This window comes from Specibacter sp. BI4 (assembly GCF_056680095.1).
Window position 1 is genome coordinate 3,706,062 of record NZ_CM155265.1, and the last position, 26,471, is coordinate 3,732,532.

Annotated in this window: 20 protein-coding genes; 13 read left to right on the forward strand and 7 right to left on the reverse strand. The window is 66.7% G+C overall.

All coding sequences use genetic code 11. The features are described from left to right. Positions 1-255 precede the first annotated feature (255 nt). The gene (locus AC1L6K_RS16860; RefSeq protein WP_480949985.1) at positions 256-807 is read right to left on the reverse strand and encodes a TetR/AcrR family transcriptional regulator; all 552 of its coding nucleotides are present in this window, start codon (positions 805-807) and stop codon (positions 256-258) included. Further along, complete coding sequence (locus tag AC1L6K_RS16865) at positions 807-2,960, reverse strand: MFS transporter (RefSeq protein ID WP_480949986.1); 2,154 nt, start codon at positions 2,958-2,960, stop codon at positions 807-809. The genes AC1L6K_RS16860 and AC1L6K_RS16865 overlap by 1 nt, the downstream gene beginning before the upstream one ends. Positions 2,961-3,097: 137 nt before the next feature. Here AC1L6K_RS16865 and AC1L6K_RS16870 point away from each other — a divergent pair, with 137 nt between their 5' ends. The 4 genes from AC1L6K_RS16870 (at position 3,098) to AC1L6K_RS16885 (ending at position 6,722) form a co-directional block, all read left to right on the forward strand. Next, on the forward strand, positions 3,098-3,721 hold the full coding sequence (locus tag AC1L6K_RS16870; RefSeq protein WP_480949987.1) for a Maf family protein: 624 nt from the start codon (positions 3,098-3,100) through the stop codon (positions 3,719-3,721). A 276-nt stretch (positions 3,722-3,997) separates the two neighbouring features. Continuing rightward, positions 3,998-4,441 carry a hypothetical protein gene (locus tag AC1L6K_RS16875; RefSeq protein WP_480949988.1) on the forward strand — a complete coding sequence of 148 codons (444 nt, stop codon included), beginning with the start codon at positions 3,998-4,000 and terminating at the stop codon, positions 4,439-4,441. Continuing rightward, positions 4,438-4,797: a winged helix-turn-helix domain-containing protein gene (locus AC1L6K_RS16880; RefSeq protein WP_480949989.1), complete on the forward strand. Its 360-nt coding sequence runs from the start codon at positions 4,438-4,440 to the stop codon at positions 4,795-4,797. Before AC1L6K_RS16875 ends, AC1L6K_RS16880 begins: the two co-directional genes overlap by 4 nt. 122 nt (positions 4,798-4,919) lie before the next feature. Further along, entirely contained in the window at positions 4,920-6,722 is a 1,803-nt protein-coding gene (locus AC1L6K_RS16885) for an acetyl/propionyl/methylcrotonyl-CoA carboxylase subunit alpha (RefSeq protein WP_480949990.1), read from the forward strand. Positions 6,723-6,821: 99 nt separating this feature from the next. Here the strand turns inward: AC1L6K_RS16885 and AC1L6K_RS16890 are convergent, their stop codons facing one another. Further along, the gene (locus tag AC1L6K_RS16890) at positions 6,822-8,231 is read right to left on the reverse strand and encodes an MFS transporter (RefSeq protein ID WP_480949991.1); all 1,410 of its coding nucleotides are present in this window, start codon (positions 8,229-8,231) and stop codon (positions 6,822-6,824) included. A 395-nt stretch (positions 8,232-8,626) separates the two neighbouring features. Here AC1L6K_RS16890 and AC1L6K_RS16895 point away from each other — a divergent pair, with 395 nt between their 5' ends. From AC1L6K_RS16895 to AC1L6K_RS16905, 3 genes are read left to right on the forward strand one after another with little or no spacing between them, the layout of a single operon-like run. Continuing rightward, on the forward strand, positions 8,627-10,039 hold the full coding sequence (locus AC1L6K_RS16895) for an MFS transporter (RefSeq protein WP_480949992.1): 1,413 nt from the start codon (positions 8,627-8,629) through the stop codon (positions 10,037-10,039). Further along, positions 10,039-12,237: a molybdopterin oxidoreductase family protein gene (locus AC1L6K_RS16900; RefSeq protein ID WP_480949993.1), complete on the forward strand. Its 2,199-nt coding sequence runs from the start codon at positions 10,039-10,041 to the stop codon at positions 12,235-12,237. The genes AC1L6K_RS16895 and AC1L6K_RS16900 overlap by 1 nt, the downstream gene beginning before the upstream one ends. Continuing rightward, complete coding sequence (locus AC1L6K_RS16905) at positions 12,234-13,772, forward strand: FAD-dependent oxidoreductase (RefSeq protein ID WP_480949994.1); 1,539 nt, start codon at positions 12,234-12,236, stop codon at positions 13,770-13,772. The genes AC1L6K_RS16900 and AC1L6K_RS16905 overlap by 4 nt, the downstream gene beginning before the upstream one ends. A 143-nt stretch (positions 13,773-13,915) precedes the next feature. Here the strand turns inward: AC1L6K_RS16905 and AC1L6K_RS16910 are convergent, their stop codons facing one another. The 3 genes from AC1L6K_RS16910 to AC1L6K_RS16920 all read right to left on the reverse strand — a co-directional run bounded on the left by AC1L6K_RS16910 (position 13,916) and on the right by AC1L6K_RS16920 (position 17,298). Further along, on the reverse strand, positions 13,916-14,059 hold the full coding sequence (locus AC1L6K_RS16910; RefSeq protein ID WP_480949995.1) for a methionine/alanine import family NSS transporter small subunit: 144 nt from the start codon (positions 14,057-14,059) through the stop codon (positions 13,916-13,918). Next, entirely contained in the window at positions 14,056-15,660 is a 1,605-nt protein-coding gene (locus tag AC1L6K_RS16915) for a sodium-dependent transporter (protein ID WP_480949996.1), read from the reverse strand. The genes AC1L6K_RS16910 and AC1L6K_RS16915 overlap by 4 nt, the downstream gene beginning before the upstream one ends. 297 nt (positions 15,661-15,957) lie before the next feature. Further along, positions 15,958-17,298 (reverse strand): NAD(P)H-quinone dehydrogenase, encoded by a 1,341-nt coding sequence (locus tag AC1L6K_RS16920; protein ID WP_480952809.1) that lies wholly within the window; start codon positions 17,296-17,298, stop codon positions 15,958-15,960. A 207-nt stretch (positions 17,299-17,505) separates the two neighbouring features. Between AC1L6K_RS16920 and AC1L6K_RS16925 the strand changes: the two genes are divergently transcribed. Beyond that, positions 17,506-18,327 carry a purine-nucleoside phosphorylase gene (locus AC1L6K_RS16925; RefSeq protein ID WP_480949997.1) on the forward strand — a complete coding sequence of 274 codons (822 nt, stop codon included), beginning with the start codon at positions 17,506-17,508 and terminating at the stop codon, positions 18,325-18,327. A 44-nt stretch (positions 18,328-18,371) separates the two neighbouring features. Beyond that, positions 18,372-20,231: a phospho-sugar mutase gene (locus tag AC1L6K_RS16930; RefSeq protein WP_480949998.1), complete on the forward strand. Its 1,860-nt coding sequence runs from the start codon at positions 18,372-18,374 to the stop codon at positions 20,229-20,231. Here the strand turns inward: AC1L6K_RS16930 and nirD are convergent. After that, positions 20,228-20,629: a nitrite reductase small subunit NirD gene (nirD, locus tag AC1L6K_RS16935; RefSeq protein WP_480949999.1), complete on the reverse strand. Its 402-nt coding sequence runs from the start codon at positions 20,627-20,629 to the stop codon at positions 20,228-20,230. The genes AC1L6K_RS16930 and nirD overlap by 4 nt on opposite strands. Before the next feature lie 290 nt (positions 20,630-20,919). Between nirD and nirB the strand changes: the two genes are divergently transcribed. From nirB to deoC, 4 genes are all read left to right on the forward strand, one after another. Next, positions 20,920-23,628 carry a nitrite reductase large subunit NirB gene (nirB, locus tag AC1L6K_RS16940; RefSeq protein WP_480950000.1) on the forward strand — a complete coding sequence of 903 codons (2,709 nt, stop codon included), beginning with the start codon at positions 20,920-20,922 and terminating at the stop codon, positions 23,626-23,628. Then, complete coding sequence (gene cobA / locus AC1L6K_RS16945) at positions 23,625-24,419, forward strand: uroporphyrinogen-III C-methyltransferase (protein ID WP_480950001.1); 795 nt, start codon at positions 23,625-23,627, stop codon at positions 24,417-24,419. The genes nirB and cobA overlap by 4 nt, the downstream gene beginning before the upstream one ends. 8 nt (positions 24,420-24,427) lie before the next feature. Then, positions 24,428-25,606, forward strand: a complete 1,179-nt coding sequence (locus tag AC1L6K_RS16950) for a uroporphyrinogen-III synthase (protein ID WP_480950002.1) — start codon at positions 24,428-24,430, stop codon at positions 25,604-25,606. A gap of 83 nt (positions 25,607-25,689) precedes the next feature. Beyond that, positions 25,690-26,397 (forward strand): deoxyribose-phosphate aldolase, encoded by a 708-nt coding sequence (gene deoC, locus AC1L6K_RS16955; protein ID WP_480950003.1) that lies wholly within the window; start codon positions 25,690-25,692, stop codon positions 26,395-26,397. Positions 26,398-26,471 lie beyond the last annotated feature (74 nt).

Here is a 26,471-nt window from a genome sequence, read left to right on the forward strand (position 1 = left end):
CCATGACGGCGTCGGCCCAGTGCCGGCTGGTGACCAGGTCGAAGGAGTGGTCGGCAGGCCTCGGTGGCCCTGCCCGCCGACATTTTGGCGAACAGGACCGCTTGGTATCCCCACGGCGGGCGCTCCTCGGCGGCCCTGCCCGCGAGCCAGGAAAAGTCCCAACCGTCCACCGACACCGACGTTGCCTCGGCCACAAGTTCTTCGAACCATCGACGCGTCAGTCCAGCCTATGCAGGTGCGGAGCGACGCGGCCCTTCACGCTCCGCCCGGGTCGTCGATGATGCCCTGAACCAGCGCGCCGTATTGCTGGATGAGCTGCTCGTCGGGCATTTCATCCGGTTCCAGCAGGCCCAGCACCCGTGTGCCAGCACCCAGGCCCAGGATCACGCACACCACAAGCTGGGACTTCAGCTTGCCCGAAGAGTCGTCGCCGATCTGCCCGGCCACCCAGCGCACGTACCGGCCGCGCAATTCAGTGCGGGCCGCCTCCTGGTCGGGGGCGTCCTGGACGAGCAGCGACACCATGGACCAGGGCTCGGGCTCGCCCTCGCGGCGGCGGCGCAGGATCCTGCGGACCACGGAGAATCCCAGCGGTTCCTCCCGCTCCTGGACCAGGTCAAAACTGGGCACTTCCGGGGCGGCCGCGGCGTAGAGCTTGGCTTTGCTGCCCATCACCTTCATGACCATGGCAGGGGAATATCCGGCCAGCGCGGCAACATCCTTGACGGTCACGGCGGTGTAGCCCCGCTCGCCAAAAAGTTTGCGGGCTGCGTCAATGACGGCCTCACGGGTGCTGGGCCGGGCCATCAGGCAAGCACCGGCACGGGCGGGTCGGCCGCTTCATGGCGGTGCGGGAGCACGATGTCGATGACGGCTGACCGCGCCGAGAGGACCAGGGGCAGGGATTCAGCACTGCGCCCCTCCGGATCGAGGCCGGTCAGGATGTAGCGCCCAACAGCCGGCAGCGGCACCTCGTACCGGCCGTCGCTGCCACTGAAGGTCGACATGACAAACTCCCCTGTCGTTTTGGTCAAAGTCACGAGGGCGCCGTCCATGGCATGGGCGCCATCACCGACCTTACCCGAGAGTGTCAGCCGCTGGGTGAGCCGGACGTCGTGCGTGCTGGCAGGGTCAGCGAACTCGAGGACCTGGGATGCGGGTGCCCAGCCGTCTGCGCTGGAAACCAGCAGGTACCGGCCCGCATCCGGCAGGATCAGCGAGTAGCGCCCGTCATTGTCGGCCCGGCTCCAATCGGCAGGCTCCCCGTTGGTGTGCAGGGCGTTGACCACGGCCTGCCGGATCGGCTTCCGTCCGGCGCCGGTGACGGTGCCGCTGACGACGATCTCACTTTCGGTGCCATTGCTGCGCCCGGAGCCGAGGGTTCCACGGTTGCCGAGGGCTGCACGGGTGGGGACGGGGACCGCACCCGCCGCACCTGCCGTCACGGGATCGGCGGCCGGCCCGGCCTGGCTGGTCTTGTTTGCGGGCACGGACGGGGTGGCCGGCACACCGTTGACGGCGCCGGCAGCATTCCCGGGGGCCGTCCGGATGCGCGGGATGAACACGGCAATCCCGATCGAGAGCAGGGCCGCAATCGCCGCGCACCAGAAGACTGTTTGGAAGGCGTCCTCCGTGGGCAGCGCAAGGCCTCCGACGTGGACCACCTTGGAGGTCAGGACGACGGCGACAACCGCCGACATGGTCGAGGTGCCCACGGCCCGCAACAGCGAGTTCAGTCCATTGGCCGACGCCGTTTCGGTGATCGGCACAGAGCGCATGATCAACGTAGGCATCGCAGCATAGGCAATCGCTGTGCCGACACTGACCAGCGTCGCCCCCAGGATCACCATCCAGACCTCACCTGTCAGGAAGACGCGCGCCACATAGGACACGGCCAGAATCAACGAACCGGCGATCAACGTCATCTTGGCGCCATACCGCTTGGTGATCCCGGCGGATATCGGTGCAAAGGCCACCATGGCGAGCCCGGACGGCACCATGCACAGCCCGGCAATCACAATGCTGAGACCAAAGCCGTAACCGCCAACGTTGGGCAGTTGCAGCTGCTGGGTGGTGCTGAGCATGTTGGCGTACATGGAGAAGCCCACCAGGATGGAGGCGATGTTGGTCAGAAGCACCGGCTTGCGGGCGGAGGTGCGCAGGTCCACCATCGGCTGGCTGACCCGCAGCTCCCACGGGAACCACACGGCGAGGAACACCACCGTGCCAATGAAAAGCAGGATCACAGGCTCGCTGGTCCAGCCCCATTCGCCGCCCTTCGAAATGGCGAGCAGCAGCGCTGTGAGTGCCGCTGTCAGCAGGACTGCCCCGACGCCGTCGAACTTTCCCTTGGTGCGCAGTGCGGATTCCGGCACGACCAGCAGCACGGCGATGATCAGCAGCACCCCAATCCCGGCGGAAATCCAGAAGATCGCCTGCCAGCCCATGGTTTCGTAGATGATGCCGGCCGTCGGCAGTCCAAGCGCGCTGCCGATGCCCAGGGTGGCGCTCATCAGGGCGACGGCGGAGGCAACTTTTTCGCGCGGCAGTTCATCGCGCATGATGCTGATGCCCACCGGAATGAGTGACGCGGCCAAACCCTGGAACGCGCGGCCGATAAGCAGCGTGACCAGGTTTCCGCCCACCGCGGCGATGAGCGAACCGATGACCATCGCGACCATGGCCACCACCATCATCCGGCGCTTGCCGAACATGTCCGCGAGCCGCGAAATGATCGGCGTCGCGATGGCACTGGTCAGCAGCGTCACTGTCACCAGCCAGGAGCTGTTGCCGGGCGAGGTGTTGAGGATTTGCGGGAAGTCCGGCAGCAGCGGCACCACCATGGTTTGCTGCAGCGCCACCACGGTTCCGGCCAGGCAGAGGATGGTGATGACCAACGACGTCCGTTTGGGTTTGTTGGCGCTCTGGGTGGCTTGGTGGACACGGGATTGCAACGACACTGGCTTCTCTCTGCACGAAAAAAATAATGCGGTGAACACTCGTTCACCTTTTCTAGTGAACCACCGTTCACCGCTCTCCGTCAAGGCCGCCGGCGCCGCTGGCGACGGAAGAGAGCAACGACACTTAGGCTTGAACCATGACCCAATCCTTGATCTTGGCCTCGGCCTCCCCGGCCCGCACGAAGCTGCTCGCCGATGCCGGCATCGCCCACACAATCCAGGTCTCCGACGTCGATGAGGACGCCCTCACCGCCGCCGCCGGCCCACTCACCCCGGCCGAGACGGCGCTGCTGCTGGCCCGGGCGAAGGCCGAATCCGTCGCGTCCGGCGTTTCCGGCACCCTGGTGATCGGCTGCGATTCCGTCTTCGAGCTGGACGGTGTCCCCTACGGCAAACCATGGGAGCCGGCCGTGGCGCGCGAACGCTGGCAGCTGATGCGTGGCCGGTCCGGTGTGCTGCACACCGGCCACTGGCTCATTTCAACTGCCAATGCCACGCCCGACGGCGGCTCCCCCGCCGGGTACGGCGAGGTTACCAGTGCCGTCGTCACCTTTGAGGACGTGTCCGACGCCGAGATCGACGCATATGTGGCCACCGGCGAACCCCTGCAGGTTGCCGGGGCCTTCACGATCGACGGCCTCGCCGGCGCGTTCATCACGGCCGTCGAGGGAGATCCGCACACGGTGGTCGGACTGTCCATTTCCACGCTGCGCCGCCTCCTGGCCAAGCACTCAGTGACCATTACCGATTTGTGGGCGTAATCCGGGCCACGCCTCCCCGGACTTGCAATTTCACGCGCCCTTCCGGTGTCGGCGGAAATTCGGCGCAGAGTTCGTGCTGAACTTGGCGCCCGGTGACACTGCGCGTCAAGTTCAGCACGAACTCTGCGCCGAATTTTCCGCCCGCCCGGCACTTCCATGCATCATGCGCCTGACTGACGCCACCACCGCACCCAGTAAAAGAAAGTACTTGACGCAATGGAAAGTAGTTTCGTATAGTTGAGCATCAGGAAGCATCACTCAACTGAAAGGCCCACCATGAGCCAGCACGGCACCCCACCCTCCGCCGAAGAGGCGCGCCAACTCCTGGCCCGGGCCGAAGGCATCGGCACCTCGGCCACCAGCGCCGCCGGCTGGCCAACGGCCATGGTGTTCAACTCCCTGGCCATCATCGGATCCATGATGATGATCGGTTTTCACATCGTCGCGCACACCGGCTACGGCGCCCCTCTGATGGCCATGAGCGTGGCCGCCTGGGCCATGATCACTGCCTTCACCTGGACGTTCATGATGCGCACCACCAAAGCGGGCTTCTCCAAGCGGTTCGCCACATCGCTCATCGCCTACTTTGTGCTGTACGGCGCAGCACTCGCCACCGGCGCCCTGGCCTTCCCCAACGGCAGCCTCGTGTTCTACATCAGCGCAGCCGTCGTGCTGGCAGCCGTTGGTGTGGCCGCCGCCTTCAGGGAGCTGCGCGCATGAGCAAGCAGCAAGCCCCGGACAAGCAGCCAGCCCCGCAGGAACCGCAGGAAGCTGGGGAACAGCCCCTGCATCCCCGCCACGAACTCAGCGAGGTGCTGCACCAGCCCGTCAGGTTTTCCATTGCCGCAGCGTTGGCCAAGACGGAAACCATGGACTTCAAGGACCTGCGCAACACCATCCAGGTGAGCGACTCGGTGCTCAGCAAGCAGCTCTCGCTATTGGAAAAGGCCGGCTTCATTGACATCAAGAAGGCCTTTGTGGGGAAGTTCCCGCGCACCTCGGTGAAGCTGACCGCCGTCGGACATCAGGCATGGGAACACCACATGGCGACACTGCGGCTCATCGCCGGGCAATAAAAAACGAGAATGTTGTAGGAACCCCACAAAAGAATCGTCATGCACACGCATAAACGCCATGATGTGTGAGGAAAATCCACATATTCACGCTAGGCTCTCTTGAGAATAGAAGGAGTCCGTCAGTGAGCATTTCACCATCTGCCCCGGCACAAAAGCTGAGCAAAGTCCTGATCGCCAACCGCGGCGAAATTGCCGTCCGCATCATCCGGGCGGCCCGCGACGAGGGCATCACCTCCGTCGCCGTCTACGCTGAGCCGGACAGGGAAGCACTGCACGTCCGCATGGCCGACGAAGCGTTCGCGCTCGGCGGCGCCACGGCTGCGGACTCCTACCTCGTCATGGAAAAGATCCTTGACGCCGCCAAGGCGTCAGGTGCCGATTCGGTGCACCCCGGCTACGGCTTCCTGGCCGAGAACGCCGAGTTCGCCCAGCAGGTCATCGACGCCGGCTTGATCTGGATCGGCCCTTCCCCCGCGGCCATCGCCGCCCTGGGCGACAAGGTCCAGGCCCGCCACATCGCCGAAAAGGTTGGTGCCCCGCTCGTTCCGGGCACGAAGAACCCGGTTGAATCCACCGAGGAAGTCCTCGCTTTTGCCGACGAATTTGGCCTCCCGCTGGCCATCAAGGCAGCGTACGGCGGCGGTGGCCGCGGCATCAAGGTGGTCCGCACCCGCGAGGAAATCCCCGAACTCTATGAGTCGGCAGTGCGCGAAGCCGTCGCAGCCTTCGGCCGCGGCGAATGCTTCGTGGAGCGCTTCCTGGACGCACCCCGCCACGTGGAAACGCAGTGCCTGGCCGACGCCGCGGGCAACGTCGTCGTCGTTTCCACCCGTGACTGCTCCCTGCAGCGGCGCAACCAGAAACTTGTCGAGGAAGCCCCCGCCCCGTTCCTGAGCGATGACCAGAACAAGCGGCTGTACGAGGCCTCCAAGGCCATCATGAAGGAAGCCAACTACGTGGGCGCCGGCACCTGCGAATTCCTCGTGGGCACCGACGGCACCATCTCCTTCCTCGAGGTCAACACGCGCCTGCAGGTGGAGCACACCATCTCCGAGGAAGTGACCGGGATCGACCTGGTCCGTGAGCAGTTCCGCATCGCCCGCGGCGAGGAACTTGGCTATGGGGACCCCGAGGTCCGCGGCCACTCCTTCGAATTCCGCATCAACGGCGAAGATCCGGGCCGCGGCTTCATGCCGGCCCCCGGCACCGTCACCACCCTGACACTGCCCACCGGCCCCGGCGTCCGCGTCGATTCCGGGATCACGGCGGGCGAGGTCATCGGCGGCAACTTCGACTCCATGCTGGCCAAGCTCATCGTCACCGGCGCCACCCGCGAGCAGGCACTCCAGCGCTCCAGCCGGGCCCTGGAGGAAATGCAGATCGGCGGCCTGCCCACCGTGCTGCCCTTCCACCGCGCAGTGGTCGTGGACCCGGCCTTCGCACCCGCCGACGGCGCCGCGTTCACCACGCACACGCGCTGGATCGAGACGGAATTCAACAACACCATCCCGGCCTTTGACCTCGCCTCCGCAGGTGGCGCCACGGACGACGCCGGAACCCGCCAGAGCGTGACCGTCGAGGTGGGCGGCAAACGGCTTGAGGTGACGCTGCCGGCGTCGTTCTCGGTTGGCAATGGGGCAGGCAACGGCGGTGCGAAGAAGACCAAGAAGGCCGGGCGCAACCGCAGCGCAGGTCCCGCCGCCGCCAACGGCAACGCACTGACCTCGCCCATGCAGGGCACCATCGTCAAGGTGGCAGTGGCCGACGGCGATGTGGTGTCAGAGGGCGACCTGATCGTGGTCCTGGAGGCCATGAAGATGGAACAACCACTGACAGCTCACCGCGCAGGCACCGTCACGGGCCTGAGCGCAGCAGCCGGGGACACCGTTTCCGCGGGCGCCGTGCTGGCCACCATCGAAGACTGACGCTCCTGCACATACGGGGCATAAACGCCAAACGCTCCCTCATTTCCAATGAGGGAGCGTTTGGCGTTACCCATGAATTCCAGGGGGCGCTTGAAGGTGTCAGCTGACGTTGGAGGTGTACTCCAGGTCGCGGGTTTCCTTCATGATGACCAGTGCGACCAAGGTCAGCACCGCCATCGCTGAGAGGTAGACGCCCACCAGAACCGGGCTGCCGTCGGCGGCCTGCCAGAGCGCCACGGCAATGAACGGGGCAACAGCGGCACCCAGGATGCTGGACATGTTGTAGCTGATGGCAGATCCGGTGTAGCGGACGTTGGTCGGGAACAGTTCAGGCAGCAACGCGCCCATGGGACCAAACGTCAGTCCCATCAGGCTGAAGCCCAGGATGAGCAGCGTCATGACGCCGGCCAGGCCGGCACCAAACAGCGGCACGAACGTCAGGCCGAACACGACAATGCCACCGGTGACCCACAGCAGCGTCTTGCGTCGGCCGTACTTTTCAGCCAGCGGCCCGGAGACGAGCGTGAAGATGCCGAAGAACACGACGCCGATGATGAGCATGATCAGGAATTCGTTGCGGGTGTAGCCCAGACCCGGAACCCAGGTTGCGATGGCATCGGCTGTCATGGGCTTGCCGCCGGCTTCCGCCTTGGCCTTGGCCGCCTCCAGGGACGATGCCGCAGTGCCATAGGACAATGTGAACGTCGTCATCAGGTAGAACAACACGTAGGTGGCGAGCATGACGAACGTGCCCAGAATCAAGGGGCGCCAGCTGGTCTTAAACACACGGCCGACCGGCAGCTTGGACACTTCGCCCTGGTCCACAACCTTCTGGAACGCGGGGGTTTCAACCAGCTTCAAGCGTACGTACAGGCCCACAATGACCATGACGGCGCTGAGCAGGAACGGGATGCGCCAGCCCCAGGCCTGGAACTGTTCGGTTGACAGGCCAAAGCTCATGGCCAGGAAGATGCCGTTGGCCAGGATGAACCCGATGGGTGCACCCAGCTGCGGGAAGGTTCCCCAGATGGCCCGCTTGCCCTCGGGAGCGTTTTCGGTGGCAAGCAGCGCCGCGCCGCTCCATTCCCCGCCCAGGGCAAGTCCCTGCAGGAAACGCATGACAACCAGCAGCGCCGGTGCCCAGAACACCCAGCCGGGAACAAGCGCCGTCGGCAGGCAGCCGATCAGGAACGTGGCAATGCCCATGGTCAGCAGGGACGCCACCAGTGTTCCCTTGCGGCCCACCCTGTCACCAAAGTGGCCAAACACGATCGAACCCAGCGGGCGGGCAACAAATGCCACACCGAAGATCGCGAACGAGCTCAGCAGGGCCGTGGCGGCGTCGGCGTTCGGGAAGAACAATGCCGGGAACACAAGCACGGCCGCGGTTGCGTAAACATAGAAATCGTAAAACTCGATGGTGGTGCCAATGAGGCTGGCGACAATGACGCGGCCCTTGGTGTTGGCCTTGGCTGCTGGCGCCGGCTCCGCTATTTGGGAGGTGCTCATGGGGTGGCTTTCTCTTGGGGCCCTGCCGCTCTTTGTCGAACGGTCCATTCGCGCGTGATCTGTGTCTCACGCACAAACAGCCAACGTAACAGACAAATGTCTGCCACACGGCTGCGACAAGGCGTTTCTTCTTCACTCTGCGGTTTTCAAGATTACCCCAATGTCCACCCACTGGACAATCGTCTTGGGATGCGGACGCTCGGAGCGGCCCACCTAACAGCGCTCCCAAGGGGCGGTTAGGGAAACGTCACAACGATTTCACACCTCAGGACCTGCCCCGAAACGCCGTGTCCCTACCGTGGAAGGTGCAACTGATAAACACGGCGGAGACACCACAGAGTGGCTCCACAAAGTGGCGCCGGACGGTGACCACTGCAAAGCACCGGGAGGTATTCATGACTGCGGACAGCATGGGCAGAACGGTTGACACCACACCGGAACCCGCAACTACCGGCACAACCATAACGAGCACGCACGGGCGCTGGCTCCATCACTGGGATGCAGAGGATCCGGCACAGTGGGCAAGCACCGGCCGGGCCATCGCCAAGCGGAACCTGGCCTGGTCCATCGCCTGCGAATTCCTGGGCTTCGTGGTGTGGCAGCTGTGGTCGATCGTTGTGGTGTTCCTGCCGGGCGCGGGTTTCACGTTCACCTCGGGTGAACTGTTTTGGCTCATCTCGATCCCCTCCCTCGTGGGTGCCACGCTGCGAATCCCCTACACCTTCATGGTGGCCAGGTTCGGCGGACGCAACTGGACGATCATCTCCGCGCTGCTGCTGCTCATCCCCACCGTCGGGCTGGCGCTGTGCGTTGGCAACCCGGACACGCCGTTTGGCGCGATGCTCGCCGTGGCCGCACTTGCCGGCTTGGGCGGCGGCAACTTCGCGTCCTCGATGGCCAACATCACCTACTTCTACCCGGCCCGCGAGAAAGGCTGGGCGCTGGGACTGAACGCCGCGGGCGGAAACCTGGGCGCCGCCGTCGCACAGTTCATGGTGCCCCTGGCCGTAACCCTTCTGGCAGCGGGCACACTGGGCCTGCCACTGGCCGGACTCATGTGGGTGCCGCTCATCTTGATCGCCGCCTGGGGCGCCTGGAAATACATGGACAACCTGGCCAGCGCGAAGTCCGACATCGCCGGCTCACTGGCATCCCTGCGTGAACCGCACCTGTGGATCCTTGCACTGCTCTACATTGGCACCTTTGGCTCGTTCATCGGCTTCTCCGCCGTCTTCCCGAAACTGATCATGGATTCATTCGGCGCCGGCGTGGGCATCCCCATTGGTCCGGCCATCATCTCGCTGGCGTTCCTGGGTGCCCTGATCGGCTCGCTGGCCCGGCCCTACGGCGGAAAACTGGCCGACCGCTGGGGCGGCGCCCGAGTCACCGTTGCCTGCTTCGGGGTCCTGTCCTTGACCGCCCTGGTCCAGCTGCTCACCCTCCCGCTGGGCAGCTTCCCGCTCTTTTTGCTCTTGTTCCTGGTGCTGTTTGCAGCAGCCGGCGCCGGAAACGGCTCCACGTACCGGATGATCCCCATGGTGTTTGCGCTGCGGGCCAGTTCCTCCGATTCAGCTGATGGCGGCAAAATTGGCGCGGCCCGCAAGGCTTCTGCGGCGCTGGGCATCATCTCGGCCATTGGCGCCTATGGCGGATTCGTGGTCCCCCAGGTCCTCAACGCCTCGCGCCAGGCCACGGGCGGCTACCAGGGAGCATTCATCGGATTCGTCGCCGCCTACCTCATCCTCATGGCCCTGACCTGGGCCGTGTACCTGCGGCCGTCGTCCGCCGCCTCGCTGAGCCACGTCTGATGACGAGCCCTTCACCCACCCCACCCGCGGGCACCGCCACGCACTGCCCCTACTGCGCGCTGCAGTGCGCCATGACGGTGACGCCGGCTGCTGCGCCTGCTCCGGGTGCACCTGCGGCTGCCACGCCGGCGCCACCCACCATCGAGGGACGGGACTTCCCCACGAACCGGGGCGGCCTGTGCCGGAAAGGTTGGACCTCGGCGACCTTGCTGGGACACCCGGGTCGGGTGACCACTCCCCTGCTCCGCGGACCGGACGGCATCCACCGCCCCGTGGAGTGGTCGCAGGCGCTGGACATGATCGCGGACCAGGTGAAGCGGACGCGCACCGCGCACGGCCCCGACGCCGTTGGTGTTTTTGGCGGTGGCGGGCTGACGAACGAAAAGGCTTATCAGCTGGGCAAGTTCACCCGGCTGGCCCTGGGCACGTCCCGCATCGATTACAACGGCAGGTTTTGCATGTCCTCTGCCGCGGCCGCCGGCAACCGCGCGTTCGGCCTGGACCGGGGGCTGCCCTTCCCCGTCTCGGATCTGGACACCGCCCACACGGTCCTGTTGCTTGGTTCCAACGTTGCCGAGACCATGCCACCGTTTGTCCAGCACCTCGGTGGTGCCCGCGCCGCGGGCGGCCTGATCGTGGTTGACCCCCGCCGCACAGCCACCGCGGATTTCACGGCCGACGGCGCAGGCCTGCACCTGCAGCCCGTCCCGGCAACGGACCTGGTCCTGCTCCTTGGCCTGAGCCACATCGTCATTCACGAGGGATTGGTCGATGAAAGCTTCATCGCCGGCCGCACCCACGGCTATCAGGCACTGGCCCGCAGCGTCTCCTCCTGGTGGCCCGAACGGGTGCAGGCCGTCACAGGCGTCCCGGTGCACCTGCTGCGGGAGACGGCCCGCCTCCTGGCGGAAGGCGTTGCTCGCGGCGGCAGCTACATCCTCACCGGCCGCGGCGTGGAACAACATGTCGATGGCACCGATACCGCCACGGCCGCCATCAACCTGGCCCTCCTTCTTGGCCTGCCGGGCTCTGCCACGAGCGGGTACGGCACACTGACGGGCCAAGGCAACGGCCAGGGCGGCCGGGAGCACGGCCAGAAGGCCGACCAGCTTCCCGGCTACCGCAAGATCACCGATCCCGCCGCCCGCGCGCACGTCGCCAAGGTGTGGGGTGTGGAACCGGACGCCATCCCCGGGCCGGGGCTCCCCGCCGTCGAACTTCTTGCCTCGCTGGGGATGCCCGACGGCGTCCGCACCTTCTTCATCCACGGCGCCAATGTGGCGGTGTCGGCGCCCAACGCCGGCGAGGTGCTCAAGGGCCTGCGGCGCCTGGACTTTTTGGTGGTGTGCGATTTCGTGATGTCCGAGACGGCGAGGGAGGCCGATCTCGTGCTGCCGGTGCTGCAGTGGGCCGAGGAGGAGGGCACCATGACAAATCTCGAGGGGCGGGTGCTGCGCCGCCGTGCAGCCGTGACGCCGCCGCCCGGGGCCAGGAGCGAGTTGTGGATTTTCTCCGAGCTTGCCCGCCGGCTGGATGCCCCGTCCACCTTCAGCCCCGATCCGGAGACCGTTTTCACCGAACTGCGTGCGGCCTCGGCCGGCGGTTTGGCGGACTACTCGGGCATTGATTACGCGCTGCTGGATTCGGGCGCCGAGGTCCATTGGCCCTGCCCGGCCGGCAGCCAGGGCACGCCGCGGCTGTTCCTGGAGAGCTTTGCCCATGCTGACGGCCGGGCCGTGCTGACAACCGTCTTGCCCGCGGCGCCGCCGGCCCGGGATGCACTGTTTACCGGCTCCACCCTGGCGCTCGTCACCGGCCGGTTGCTGGAGCATTACCAATCGGGCGCCCAGACCCGGCGTGTGCCGGAGCTCGCCGGAGCTGTGCCCCATGCCGAGTTGCTCATCCACCCGTTGGCCGCCGCCTCCCGTGGCATAGCCGACGGCGGACAGGTCACCATCGCCAATGCCCGCGGCACTGTTCATTGCACTGCAAGGCTCAGTACGGGCATCCGCAGTGACACCGTGTTTCTGCCGTTCCATTTCGCGCAGGAGGAGAACGCCAACCTGCTCACCAGTGCTGCGGTGGATCCGATCTCCGGCATGCCCGAGTTCAAGGCCAGCTCCGTCACCGTGACGGCTGACCGCAGCACCCCGAGCATCGCCAATGCTGCCCCGGCAGAGCTTCAGGAGGCGTCATGACCATTTCAGCGAACCACGTGGTTGTCGTCGGTTACGGCCCCGTCGCCGCCCGCCTTGCCGACGAGCTGCTGCCCAGCATACGCCGGGGCGAGGTGTCACTGACCATCATTGGTGAGGAAAGCTCCGCCGCCTACAACCGCGTTTTGGTGGCCGACCTGGGTGTGGGCAGGACAACTGAGCAAGCCATTTCGGTGTCCGATCCGGCCGAACTGGAGGCTGCCGGCGTTGCGGTCCACCTGGACGCGCGCGTCCGGCGGGTGGACCGTGCCCGCCAGGGCGTGCTGCTGGCCGACGGCAGGTGGATCAACTACGGCAGGCTGGTCTTCGCCACCGGCGCCCGCCCCGTGGTGCCCCCGCTTCACGGGCTCAATCCGGATCCTGCGGCCCGGGTGCCGCTGCCCCGCGGCGTGATTGCCCTGCGCGATCTTGCCGACGCCGCCGCGCTCCGGGACGCCGTCGAACGCCGACAGCGGGTGGTGGTGTTGGGTGGCGGCATCTTGGGGCTCGAGGCTGCCCTGGCCGCCCGCGATGAAGGCGCCGAGGTCACGGTGGTCCACCACGGGTCTCATGCTCTGGGGCGCAGCATCGACGCCGGGGCCGGGCACACGGTGGCCGCAGCCCTGCGTGCCCGCGGCATCACTGTGGTCTCCCAGGCCCGCGCCGTGGGGGTCGAGATGGCTCCGGGAGCCGATGGCACCGCCACGTTTTCCGGCCTGCTGCAGGAGAACGGTTCGGCCGTCCCGGGCGGGCTGTTGGTGCTTTCATGCGGCGTGCGGCCCCGTGTGGAGGTGGCGGCAGGTGCCGGCCTGGCCACGGACCGCGGCATCCTGGTCGACCACACCATGGCGGCACACCACGATCCCATCGTCTTCGCCATTGGTGACTGTGCCGAGGTCCGTTGCCTGGATGCTGGCTGCCCCGACTGCGCCGACAGCACCGGGCCGCTGGGCTTGATCGGCCCGGGCTGGCGGCAGGCCGAGTGGCTGGCTGCGTTCCTGGCCGTACGCCTGGCCGGAGGCACGACGGCGGCGGCACCCCTGCCGCGCGAACGGGCACCTGTCATGATGCTCAAGGCACGGGGCGTGGACGTGGCGGCCGCCGGGGATGTTGCGGCCGGTCCGTTCGACGACGTGCCGGGCCTGGCGGTCAGCCTGTGGGCCGATCCCGGGCACGGGAAATACGTGAAGATGAGCACCCGCGGGGGTGTTCTGGCTGGTTTCATCAGTGTCGGCATGCCACGCACGGGCGCCGAATTGACGCTGTTGTTTGAGCGCGGGGCGGAACTTCCTGCGGACAGGTCGGCACTGCTGCGGCTGGACGGCCCGGACCGGCCGGTGGCGGCACAGCCGGACCCGGCCAGGACTGTGTGCCGCTGTGCCGGCGTCACTGAGGAATCCATCTCGACGGCCGTGGCCGGAGGCTGCTCCACCGTGCCTGAGCTGTCGGCCGCAACGCGCGCGGGCACCGGTTGCGGCGGCTGCCATGGGGACCTCAAGGCGCTGATCGAGTCCCATTTCGCCCCGGCAGCGGTCTAGGGCCTGCCCCACCCACCCCGCCAGTAATGGAAGTGACCCGCAGAAGTGGTTGCTGAATCAGCCAATTTCAGTTGATTTAGCAACCACTTCTGCGGGTCAGCTGGTGGGCGGCTTCGTCGCGTCAGCTGAAAAGGTGCAGCGGGCTACAGCTCGTGCGGCATCTCGTCGGGGCCGGGAAGCTCGTCCTCGTCTTCGGGGTGGCGGGCAAGGTTCCACAAGGCCAGGCCCAGGCCGCCCCAAACCGTCACCATGGCGATGATCATCATTGTGATTGCCACCGGGGTCATGACTTCACCTCTTCACGGTTGTTGTCCACGTCGCCGTCGAGTTCTTCGGCTGCGTTGAATTCGTCGTACTCGGGGTCCTTGAGCTTGGATTTATCACTCCAGGGAATCAGGGACAGCAGCAGTGCGCCCACAATCAGCGCACCGGCCATGCCCCAGCCGAAGACCCCGTTGAACCAGGCCGGATAGCCGGAGTATTGTTCGGTGCTCTTCGTCTGGATCTCGTTGATGAGCATGTAGCCCAAGGCCACCGGCGCAATGCCGCCGACCAGGATGCGCCACCCAACACCCATCTTCACTGTCGAGGTCCGGTTCAGGTGTTTCTGCAGACGCGGCAGGCTGCTAAGCCCGGCTGAGACCACAATGACGGTGACCAAGGCGCAGGCGAGGATGCCGAACTGGTTCACGAACGCATCCGAGGTGTCCAGCAGGTGGATGCCCGTGGTGGTCGGGAACAGGATCATGGAGATCAGGGCGATGGGGATGGTGACCACCAGGGTGGCCCCCTTGCGGCTCCACCCCAGCTTGTCCTGGAACGCGGCCACGATGACTTCCAGGATGGAGATCAAGGAGGTCAGGCCGGCAAAGACCAGCGACCCGAAGAACATGACGCCGAGCAACGCACCAAAGGGAGCCTCGGAGACGATGGTCGGAAAGGCCACGAAAGCCAGCCCGATGCCGCCGGAGGCGACCTCGTCCACAGCGGTTCCGGAGGCCACGGACATGAAGCCAAGGGCCGCGAAGACCCCAATGCCGGCGAGGATCTCAAACCCCGAGTTCGCGAAGGCGACAACCATGCCGGATCCGGTCAGGTCGGTCTTGCGCTTGAGGTAGGAGGAGTAGGTGACCATGATGCCAAAGGCCACGGAAAGGGAGAAGAAGATATGGCCGAAGGCGGCAGCCCAAACACTTGGATTTTGCAGGGCCGCCCAATCCGGGGTGAAGAACGCGTTCAGGCCCACCATGGCGCCGTCAAGGAACAGCGACTGCACCACCAGGATCACGAACATGACCACCAACAGCGGCAGGAACACGGCGTTGGCACGCGAGATGCCCTTGTTCACGCCGGCCACCATGATCACGATGGCCACGATCCACACCGCCAGCATGGGGAAGAAGACGCTGGAGACGAAGTCGAAGGACAGGCCTGCCTGGTCGGCCGACTGCAGGTAGTTGTTAAAGAAGAAGCCCTCAGCATCGTCGCCCCAGGCCTTCGTGATCGAGAACCACGTGTACATCGCCGCCCAGGCGATGATCGCGGCGTAGTAGATGGCGATGATGAAGCAGATCAGGACCTGCCACCAGCCAATCGGTTCGGCCGCACGGTGCAGCCGCCGGTAGGACAGCGGGGCCGAGCCACGGAAGCGGTGGCCGATCGAGTAGTCAAGGAACAGCAGCGGGATGCCGGCACACAGCAGTGCAACCAAATAGGGAATCAAGAAGGCGCCGCCGCCATTTTCGTAGGCGACATACGGGAACCGCCAGATGTTGCCCAGGCCGACGGCGGAGCCGATCGCTGAGAGTATGAAAAGTTTTCGCGAGGAGAATGTCTCTCGACGGGCCGGGGCGGCTGTTCCGCCACGGCCTGCAGGTGAAATGGTCATACAGCCAACGCTAACCTACTTGTGATACGCATCTCCCCATTTGCTGCCCAAGTACGACGGCGGGACCACACCAAGCAGCTCGGGCGCGAATCATTCGGCGCACAGTTCACGGTGAACTTGGCGCCGGGTGACACCCCGCGCCAAGTTGACGCCGAACCTTGCGCCGGGTGAACCGGCAACCTCCCACCGGCGCCCGCCACGGCGCAACCTGGTGCCCCACGGGAAAAGCCGCCGCCCCGGCCCTGAACCTCAGCGGTGTGCAGGGCGGGATCGGCGGCTTTGGGCCACGGGACCGGGTTACATGTGGACGTGGAGGCGCCGGGCAGCCTCGGAAATGGAGCCCGACAGGGACGGGTACACCGTGAAGGTGTTGGCGACGTCGTCCACGTGCAGTTTCTGGGTCACGGCCAGCGCGATCGGGAAGATCAGCTCACAGGCGCCGGCACCCACGACCACGCCGCCAATGACCGTCCCCGAACCCTTGCGGGCGATGATCTTGATGAAGCCGTCGTTGACGTTTCGCATCTTGGCCCGGGCATTGGTTTGCAGCGAGAGCTTGATGACGTCGCCCTGGTATTTTCCGGAGGCCAGGTCGGCTTCGGAGACACCCACCGAGGCAATCTCCGGGGAGGTGAAGATGTTGGAGGAGACGTGCTTGAGCTTCAACGGGCTCACGCCGTCGCCGCCCAGGTGGGCCACGGCGATGCGGCCCTGCATGGCGGCCACGGAGGCGAGGGCAAACACGCCGGTGCAGTCGCCGGCGGCGTAAACGTTGGGCGCACTGGTGCGGGAAACGCCGTCGACCTTGATGTGGCCGCTGGAGGTGACCTCAACGCCTGCCGCTTCCAGGCCAATGTCAGTGGTGTTGGGAATGGAGCCCACACAGACCAGGCAGTGCGTGCCCGTGACCTTGGACCCGTCGCCCAGGGTGACGATGACGCCGTCGTCCGTGCGCTCGACAGACTCGGCGCGGGATCGGGACAGCACGCGCAGGCCGCGGCGGGCGAACACGTCCTCGAGCACGGCGGCCGCGTCCGAGTCTTCGCCGGGCAGCACCTGGTCGCGGCTGGAAATCAAGGTGACCTTCGAGCCCAGGCCGTTGAAGGCGGAGGCGAACTCGGCGCCGGTGACGCCCGAGCCGACCACGATGAGTTCCTTGGGAAGCTCGTCGAGGTCGTAGATCTGGGTCCAGTTCAGGATGCGTTCGCCGTCGGGCCGGGCCGTGGCAAGCTCACGCGGGTGGGCGCCAACGGAGACAAGGATGGCGTCGGCCTTGATGATTTCCTTGGATTCCCCGCGGTCCACCTCGATGGTCCGGTTGTCCAGCAGCCGGCCGGTGCCGATCACAATTGTCACGCCCACGGCCTCGAGTCCGCGGCGGATGTCGGTTGACTGCTCCTTGGCCAGCAGCAGCACGCGCTCGTTGATGTGCTTGAGGTCCGCCTGCATGACTGTCTTGGGGTTGCCGTCCTGGGCGTTGAAGCTCACACCCATGGCGGTGGAATCGACGCTGCGGTTCATGGCTTCGGCGACGGCGATGAGCGTCTTGGAAGGAACGACGTCGGTCAGCACAGCCGCGCCGCCCACTCCGGCACGCTCCACGATGGTCACCTTGGCCCCCATCGAGGCAGCCACCATGGCGGCTTCATAACCGCCGGGTCCGCCACCGAGGATGGCAAGGCTGGGAAGGGCAAAGGGGCTGGAAGATTCTTGTTGGCTCGTCACAATCATTCATTCTTCCCTAGCCCGCACTTTGCACCAACTTGCCCGGCCGAAGCACCAGGGACGTCCCGCCGCTGCGCGTGGCCGCTGGGCCATCGCAGCCGGTGCCGGTATGTTGGTTTCGTGACTAACTTTCAAGCCCTGCCAGAGACCGATCCGACCGAGCTTGCCCGCGCGGCGGCAGCCCACATTGCCCGGCACACCGGAGTGCCCAGCCACGACCTGGCCGTGGTGCTGGGCTCGGGATGGGGCGAAGCAGCCGGCCTCATCGGTGAGGTCACGGCAGTGCTCGACGCCGCCGACGTGCCCGGTTTCTCCGCCCCCGCAGTCGTGGGACACACCGGCTCCCTGACCTCCATCCGCACCCCGGCAGGCAAAAACGTGCTGGTGCTCGGTGCCAGAACCCACTTTTATGAGGGTCGCGGCGTGCGTGCAGTTGTCCACGGCGTGCGCACGGCAGCCGCCGCCGGGGCACGCACCATTGTGCTGACCAACGGTTGCGGCGGACTCAACGAGGCGTGGGCGCCGGGCACTCCCGTGCTGATCAGCGACCACCTCAACCTCACAGCCGTGTCCCCCCTGGAAGGCGCCACGTTCGTGGACCTGACAGACCTGTATTCTGCCCGGCTCCGGGCGGTGGCCCGGGAGGTCGACCCGACCCTGGATGAAGGCGTCTACGCCCAGTTCACCGGTCCGCACTACGAAACTCCCGCAGAGGTGCAGTACGCCAAGCGCATCGGCGCGGACCTGGTGGGCATGTCCACGGCGCTGGAGGCCATCGCCGCCCGCGCGGCCGGCATGGAGGTCTTCGGCATCTCCCTCGTCACAAACCTCGCCGCCGGCATCAGCCCCACCCCGCTCAGCCACGAGGAAGTCATTGCCGCAGGACAGGCCGCGGGCCCCCGAATTTCGTCCCTGCTGGCGGACGTCATCGCGAAACTTTAAGGCAGGACCGGCTTCCGGGCCACCCGTGCGGCTACATTGGTCTGGTGAAACATCTTCAAGAGAGCCATTCCGAGTCCAGTGCCGCACTCGAGGCCGAAGCGCTGAAGGGGGCGGCCGGGCAATGGGCGGCCAATGACCCCGACCCGGCCACTGCCGCGCAGCTGCAGGCCCTGATCACCGGCACCGACCCGGCGGATGCGGCAGAGCTGGCCGACAGTTTTGCCGGCGACCTGCAATTTGGCACCGCCGGGCTTCGCGCCACCATGGGCCCGGGCCCGAACCGGATGAACCGCGTCGTGGTGCGGCGGGCGGCGGCGGGCGTGGCAGCCCACCTGCTGGCCCTGGCAGCGGGAGGCCTGCAGGAAACGGGCGACGCCGGAACCTCCCCCGTGCCCACCCCCGCCTACCAGCCCAGGGCAGTCGTGGGCTACGACGCCCGCCACAACTCCCAGGACTTCGCCCGGGAAACGGCCGCCATCTTCGCCGCCGCAGGAATCGAGACGTTCCTGCTGCCAGCCCCCCTGCCAACACCCGTGCTCGCCTTTGCCGTGCGGTCCCTTGGCTGTGAGGCCGGCGTAATGGTCACGGCCAGCCACAATCCTGCGCGGGACAACGGCTACAAGGTGTACCTGGGCGGCCGGGCCGTGGCTGCAGAAGCCCGGGGCGTGCAGATTGTCGCCCCGCACGACTCGCTCATCGCCGGACACATTGCCGCCGTGGCCAACACGGCCGAGCTGGGCGACACGGCCGCCATCGCGTTGGCGGCCGACGGCTGGACGGTGCTCGGCGGCGAACTTCTGGACGGCTACAAGCTCGCGGTGACAGCCCTTGCCGACCCTGCCGCCTTCCCCGACAGGGAGCTGCGCATCGTGCACACCTCCCTGCACGGCGTCGGGCATGAGACGGCATTGGCAGTGCTTCGCGACGCGGGCTTCACCGACATCCACGCCGTGGCGGAGCAGTCCGCCCCCGACCCTGAATTTCCCACTGTCACCTTCCCGAATCCGGAAGAACCAGGCGCCATGGATCTGGCATTCGCCTTGGCGCAGCAGGTGGGGGCCGACGTCGTCCTGGCCAACGATCCCGACGCCGACAGGGCCGCAGTGGGGGCCCTGGATCCCGCGACAGGGCAGTGGCGCCAGCTGCACGGCGACGAAGTGGGTGCCCTGATCGGCGCCCACGTCGTGGCCAGGGGCCGAAGCACCGCCGGCGGCGACCGGGCCGGCACGCGCGAAGGCGACACGAACACGAGCACACCCGTGTTCGCCAACTCAATCGTCTCGTCCCGGCTGCTGGCCAGGATTGCCGCCGCCGCCGGATACAACCATGTCCAGACGCTGACGGGCTTCAAATGGATTTCACGCGTGCCGCAGCTGACCTACGGCTACGAAGAGGCGCTGGGATACTGCGTGGCACCGGAGCTCGTCAGGGACAAGGACGGCATCTCGGCGGGACTGCTCATTGCCGAGCTGGCCGCCGGACTCAAGGCTGCCGGGCGGACACTCTTTGACATGCTTGACGACCTGGCACTGGCCCACGGCCTGCACACCAGCACCCAGGTCAGCATCCGGGTGGAGGATCCCCACGGCATTGCGGCCATGATGGCAGGGCTCCGGGCCCAGCCCCCTGCCGGCTTTGACGGATCCGCCGTGGCGGCGTTCACCGACCTGTCGGTGGGCTCAGCCGAGCTGCCGGCCACCGACGGGGTGGCGTTCCTGACCGAAAACGGCACCCGGGTCATCGTCCGGCCCAGCGGCACCGAACCCAAGCTCAAGTGCTACCTCGAGGTCATTGTGCCCGTGGGCGGGCCGGAGCAGCTGACAGCTGCCCGCGCCGAAGCGCAACGGGCGCTGGCCGCCGTCGTGCTTGACGTGAAGGCCGCGCTGGGGCTGGAAAGCCGCTAGAGCGAAACCTCGATGGCACCATCCACCACGCGCACCGGGAAGGTGCCCAGGCGCAGCTCGGGGTTGCCGAAGCACTCCCCCGTGGCCAGCGAGTAGACCTCCTTGTGCAGTGGCGAGGCGATCGTGTGGGTGGTTCCGCGCGAGCCCACCATGCCGCGGGCCATGACGTGGGAGCGGGTGGCGGGGTCGGCCTGGGCGACGGCAAAAACGTCGCTGTCCCCCACCCGGAACAACGCGAGCTGGTGTCCGTTGACCAGCGCCGCCTCGCCCCAGGAGTCCTCCAGGTCCCGGAGTTCACACACCCTGAACCATTCGGCACCGGCATGCCTGGCGGCGCGGGGCGTGTGGGCCGTCCCTGACTGGTGGGCTGTGCGGGGCTTTTCCAGAAGCTTTTCCATGGGCGTTCCTTAGCTCTTGTGTGCGGCGATTTGTGTGCGGCTCTAATTTCCGGGCCAATACCTTTGCGTGCCTGTTGGCGTGAATCCCACACTAGGGGCGCCATGTTTCCCGCACCGGCAGCCCATGTGACCGCTGGGTTAATCCCGGCTCACCGCCGTGGCAACGGCGCCGGTGAGGTGAAAGTTAACACGCCGAAACATAAGCGAAACAGCGGGGCAATGCAGTTTTCCTAGCATGGGAGCATACGTTGGTGCCGGCACCAGGCCCACTCAGTGAAAGGCCCCCCGCCATGAACGCCATGAACCAGCCACACCCGCAGGAAACCACGACGCCGCCCGCCGGCCCCCGCAAGGTGGTGGTGGTCGGTGGCGGTCCCGCCGCGCACCGCTTTGTCGAGGCGATGCAGTCCCGCGGCCTGGACAACTGGCACATCACAGTCCTCACCGAGGAAGTCCACGCCCCGTACGACAGGGTGGCACTGAGCCAGGCGCTCACGGACGTCGGGGTCGACCTGACACTTGGTGAACTTTCCATGTGGGAGCACCCTTCAGTCGCCCTTGTCCGCGGCGCCGAGGTGGCCGGCATCGATCCGGCCGCCGGCACCGTCCAGACCATGAACGAGGGCGCCGTGACCCACTACGCCTACGACGAACTGGTCCTGGCCACGGGCTCCGACGCCACCCGCCTGGGCATTCCGGGGGCCGAGCACACCCATGTGTACCGCACCCTGGAAGATGTGTGGATGCTGAACCAGCAGGTGGCGGCCCTGACCGAGAAACTCGGCCGCACGGTCAAGACGGCCGTGATCGGCGGCGGCCTGCTCGGCCTGGAGGCCGCCGCCGGGCTCATCAAGCTCGGCGCCGATTCCGTGGTCATCAACGGCGGCCGCTGGCTCATGAACGCCCAGCTCGATGAGGGCGCCGGCCAGGCCCTGGGTCGTTTGGTTGCCGCCAAGGGCATGGCCGCCTCCATAGGCTCCTACCCCGCCGAGATCCAGACGGACGACGCCGGCCAGGTCACCGGGGTGCTCCTGGCCAACGACAAAGTGGTTGCCGCGGACCTGGTGGTTGTCTCAGTAGGTGTGCGCCCCCGCGATGAGCTGGCCCGCGACGACGACGGCGTGGCCCACAACGGTTTCGAGCTGGGCCCGCGCGGCGGCCTTGTCATCACCGACGGCTGCGCCACCACGGTTCCTGGCGTGTGGGCCATAGGTGAGGTGGCCAACTTTGACGGCATGTGCCTGGGTCTTGTGGCTCCGGCCAACACCATGGCCGAGATCGTTGCCGACAGGCTCCACGGCGGAAACGCCACCTTTCCCGGGTTCGACACGGCAACCAAGCTCAAGCTTTCCGGCGTCGACGTGGCCAGCTTTGGCGACGCGTTTGCCCGCACGGAGGACAGCCTCGAAGTTGTCTATGCCGATCCGGCCCGCGGCGTCTACCAAAAGATCGTCACCAGCCCCGATGCAAAGACCCTCCTGGGCGGGATCTTCGTTGGTGACGCTTCGCCGTACACGAGCCTGCGCCCGCTCCTGGGCCGGGAGTTGCCGGCCGAACCGGGCGCGTTCCTTTCGGCAGCCGGCGGTGGTGACGCTCCCGCCGTCGAACTTCCCGACGACGCCATCCTGTGTTCCTGCAACAACGTCTCCGCCGGCAGCGTCCGCGACGCCGTCAACGGCCGCGGCAGCTGCGAGGGCGCCGCACCCGTCCAGGACCTGCCCGCCCTGAAGGCCTGCACACGGGCCGGAACCCAGTGCGGATCCTGCGTGCCGCTGCTCAAAAAGCTCATGGAAGGCGAGCTGGCAAAATCGGGCATCGCCGTCTCCAAGGCCCTGTGTGAACACTTTGACATGTCCCGTCCGGAGCTCTTCGAGGCGGTGCGGGCACTGGAATTGACCAGTTTCCCCGACATCCTGGCCCGCTTCGGCGTCGATGAGACGGCCAGGGCCGGGCGCGGCTGCGATATTTGCAAGCCCACGGTTGCCAACATCCTGGCCAGCCAAAACAGCGCCTACGTCCTGGACGAGGGCCGCGGCACCTTGCAGGACACGAATGACCGCGCGCTGGCCAACATGCAAAAGGACGGCACCTACTCGGTTGTCCCGCGCATCCCGGGCGGGGAGATCACCCCCGACAAGCTGGCAGTGATCGCCAAGGTGGCCCAGGACTACAGCCTGTACACCAAGATCACCGGCGGGCAGCGGATCGACCTCTTCGGCGCCCGGCTGGAACAGCTGCCGGAGATCTGGAAGATCCTGGTGGACGCCGGCATGGAATCCGGGCAGGCGTACGGCAAATCGCTGCGCACCGTGAAGTCCTGCGTTGGTTCCTCCTGGTGCCGCTACGGCGTCCAGGACTCGGTGGCCATGGCCATCAAGCTGGAGCTCAGGTACAGGGGCCTGCGCAGTCCGCACAAGTTCAAGCTTGGCGTGTCCGGCTGTGCCCGGGAGTGCGCCGAGGCGCGCGGCAAGGACGTGGGCGTCATCGCCACCGCCGACGGCTGGAACGTCTATGTAGGCGGGAACGGCGGCGCCACACCCGCCCACGCGCAGCTGCTGGCCAAGGACCTCGACGACGCCACGCTCATCAGCTACATCGACCGCTACCTGATGTACTACATCCGCACGGCCGACCGGCTCCAGCGCACGGCCCGCTGGCAGGAAGAGCTCGACGGCGGCCTGGCCCACGTGGTCGATGTGGTCGTCAACGATTCCCTCGGCATCGCCGCGGATTTGGAGGCGGCCATGAATGCGCACGTTGGAAACTACGAGGACGAATGGGCCGCCACCTTGGCCGATCCCGAACGGCTGCGCCGTTTCCGCTCCTTCGTCAATGCCCCGGACACCGTCGACGACTCAATTGTGTTTGTCCCGGAACGCGGCCAGATGCGCCCGGCCACCGAGCTTGAAAAGGCCGGCGCGGACACCCCCGGCGGCCCGGTCCTGATCGCCACCCACATCCCCGTCCGCGGCGCCGGCCCGGGCCTCAACGAAGGGTGACACCCGTGTTACGCACCCGACGCACCCGACGCTCCGGACACATCACGCTCGTCGGCGGCGGGCCCGGCCCCGCCGACCTGCTCACCCTTCGCGCGGCCAAGGCACTGGCGGCGGCCGACGTGGTTTATTTTGACAGGCTCGGCCCCACCGAGGGCCTGGCCGAACTGGCGCCGCGGGCCACCTTTGTCGATGTGGGCAAGACGCCCGGACACCACAAGGTCCCGCAGGAGGAGATCACGGCCAGGATGATCGACGGCGCCCGGAACGGCCTGCATGTCGTGCGGCTCAAGGGCGGGGACCCGTTCGTCTTTGGCCGCGGCGGGGAGGAAATGGCCGGCGCCGTGGCCGCCGGCATCGCTGTCACGGTGGTGCCCGGCATTTCCAGCGCCATCTCGGTCCCGGGAGCGGCGGGCATTCCCGTCACGCACCGCAACGTCAGCCACCTGTTCACTGTTGTCTCCGGCCACGCACCGCTGGCCGCCCATGAATACACGCACCTGGCAGGGCTCGGCGGCACCATCGTGGTGCTCATGGGCATCGGCACCCTGCCCTCGCTCGTTGCCGGGCTGCGCCTGGCCGGGCTGGCGAATGTTACGCCGGTTGCCGTCGTGGAGAGCGGTTTTAGTCATGCGCAGCGCACGACCACCGCCACGCTCGATAGCATTGTGGACGCGTCGTCCACGTGCCGCAACCCCGCTGTCATCGTCATCGGGGATGTGGTGAACCTGGCCGGCAGGAACGGCCTGGCCATCCCGAACTTCCTCGCGGATGCCGGTTTGCAATCAGCGTGAAGGAATCCATGAACCAAGCAACACCACTGTCCGGGCACCAGCCGGCAACGCCTGCCGCGCCGCAATCTGCTGCGCCGTTGCGCGGATTCCGGATCGGCGTCACGGCCCACCGCCGGGCCGGCGACTTGATCGAGGCACTGGAACGCCGCGGCGCCCAGGTGCTGCACGCACCCGCACTGAAGATCGCGCCCGTGGCGGACGACGAAGCGCTGCGTGCCGAAACGGCCGCAGTGCTTGCCGCCCGCCCCGACGTCGTCATGGTCACCACCGCCTACGGGATGCGCCGCTGGGTCGAGGCCGCCGACGCCGCCGGCCAGGGCGAGCAGCTGCTGGCCACGCTGGCGGCGTCCGCCATTTACGTGCGCGGCCCCAAGGCCCGCGGCGCCGTCCGTGCCGCCGGGTTGGACGATGCCGGCATCAGCGCCGATGAAACTACGGCCACCCTGACGGAGCTGGTGATTGCCGCCGGCGTCCAGGGCAAGACCGTGGCCGTGCAGGTCCACGGCTACACGGATGTGACTGCGCTGGAGCGGCTGCGCGCGGCCGGTGCCCGGGTGCTGACGGTGACCCCGTACCGCTGGGTCACCGCGGAGGACGCGGACAAACTCCCCCAACTGGTCGAGGCCGTCATCAACCGTGAGCTCGACGTCCTCACGTTCACCAGCGCCCCGGCCGTCGACGCGGTGCTGAGCACCGCCGATGCCATGGGCCGCGGCACCGAGTTTCGCCGGGCGCTGCGCCGGGACCCCGCACGGAAGGACGGCCTCGGCGCCGTGGTGAGTGCCGCCGTCGGACCTGTCACGGCAGCCCCGCTGCTGCATGCCGGCATCACGCCGCTTGTCCCGGAACGGTTTCGCATGGGCGCCTTGATCAGGCTGGTGTGCGAGCATCTCGAAAGCGCCGGGTCGCTGCGGGCGGAAAGTGCCGGGTCCGTGTTGGAGGTGCGGGGGCAGTCGCTGAGCGTCGACGGGATACCCGTGCCGCTGGCGCCAGCCCCACTGCAGCTGCTGAAGGCGCTGATGGCCGGCGGCGGGGCCATCAGCCCGCACAGCGAACTGTCCGCTGCCATGGGCATGGGCGACACCGACCACGCCCTGCACATGGCCATCAGCCGCCTGCGGGCAGCGCTGCCCGACCCGACCATTGTCGAAACGGTGCTCAAGCGCGGCTACCGCCTGCGCAGTTAGCCCAACGCGTATGGCACGATTGGCTAACGGACCGAACACATCTGGAACCACACGCACCTGGAACCACACAGAAAGGCCACACCATGACGCCGCAGACCACATCCACACCCCAGGATGACACCGCCGGACTTGCCGCCTACATCGACCACACCCTCTTGGCGCCCCAAGCCAGCCGGGACGACATCCTGAAGTTGTGCAAGGAAGCCGCCAAGCACCACTTCAAGTCCGTCTGCGTCAACCCCGTCTGGGTGGAAACCGCCAAGAAGGCGCTGCTGGGAACCGGCGTGCTGACGTGCACGGTGGTCGGCTTCCCGCTGGGGACGCACAACACGGATGTGAAGGTTTTTGAGGCCCGCGGCGCCACGATGGACGGCGCCGACGAGGTGGACATGGTCATCAACATCGCCTCGGCCCGCGCACTGGACAGGGACGCGCTCCTGTCCGACATTTCAGCCGTGGCCGAGGTCGTCCACGGTGAAGACTCGTTGTTGAAGGTCATTATCGAAACCGCGCTGCTCAGCGACGCCGAGAAGGTGCTGGCCTGCCAGGCCGCCGTCGAGGCCGGCGCCGACTACGTCAAAACCTCCACAGGCTTCAATGGCGGCGGCGCGACGGCCCAGGATGTGGCGTTGATGCGTGAAACCGTGGGACCGGACATTGGCGTGAAGGCCTCGGGCGCCGTGCGCACACGCGAAAAGGCACTGGAAATGATCGCCGCCGGGGCGACCCGGATCGGCACCAGCTCGGGCATCGCCATCGTCACAGGCGGCGCAGGCACGGCAACATACTAATCCGTACTAGGATTGTCGGTAGATCATCGCGCCGGTCACCCGGTGCTCCCACTCAGCTCCCCACCATGGGGCAA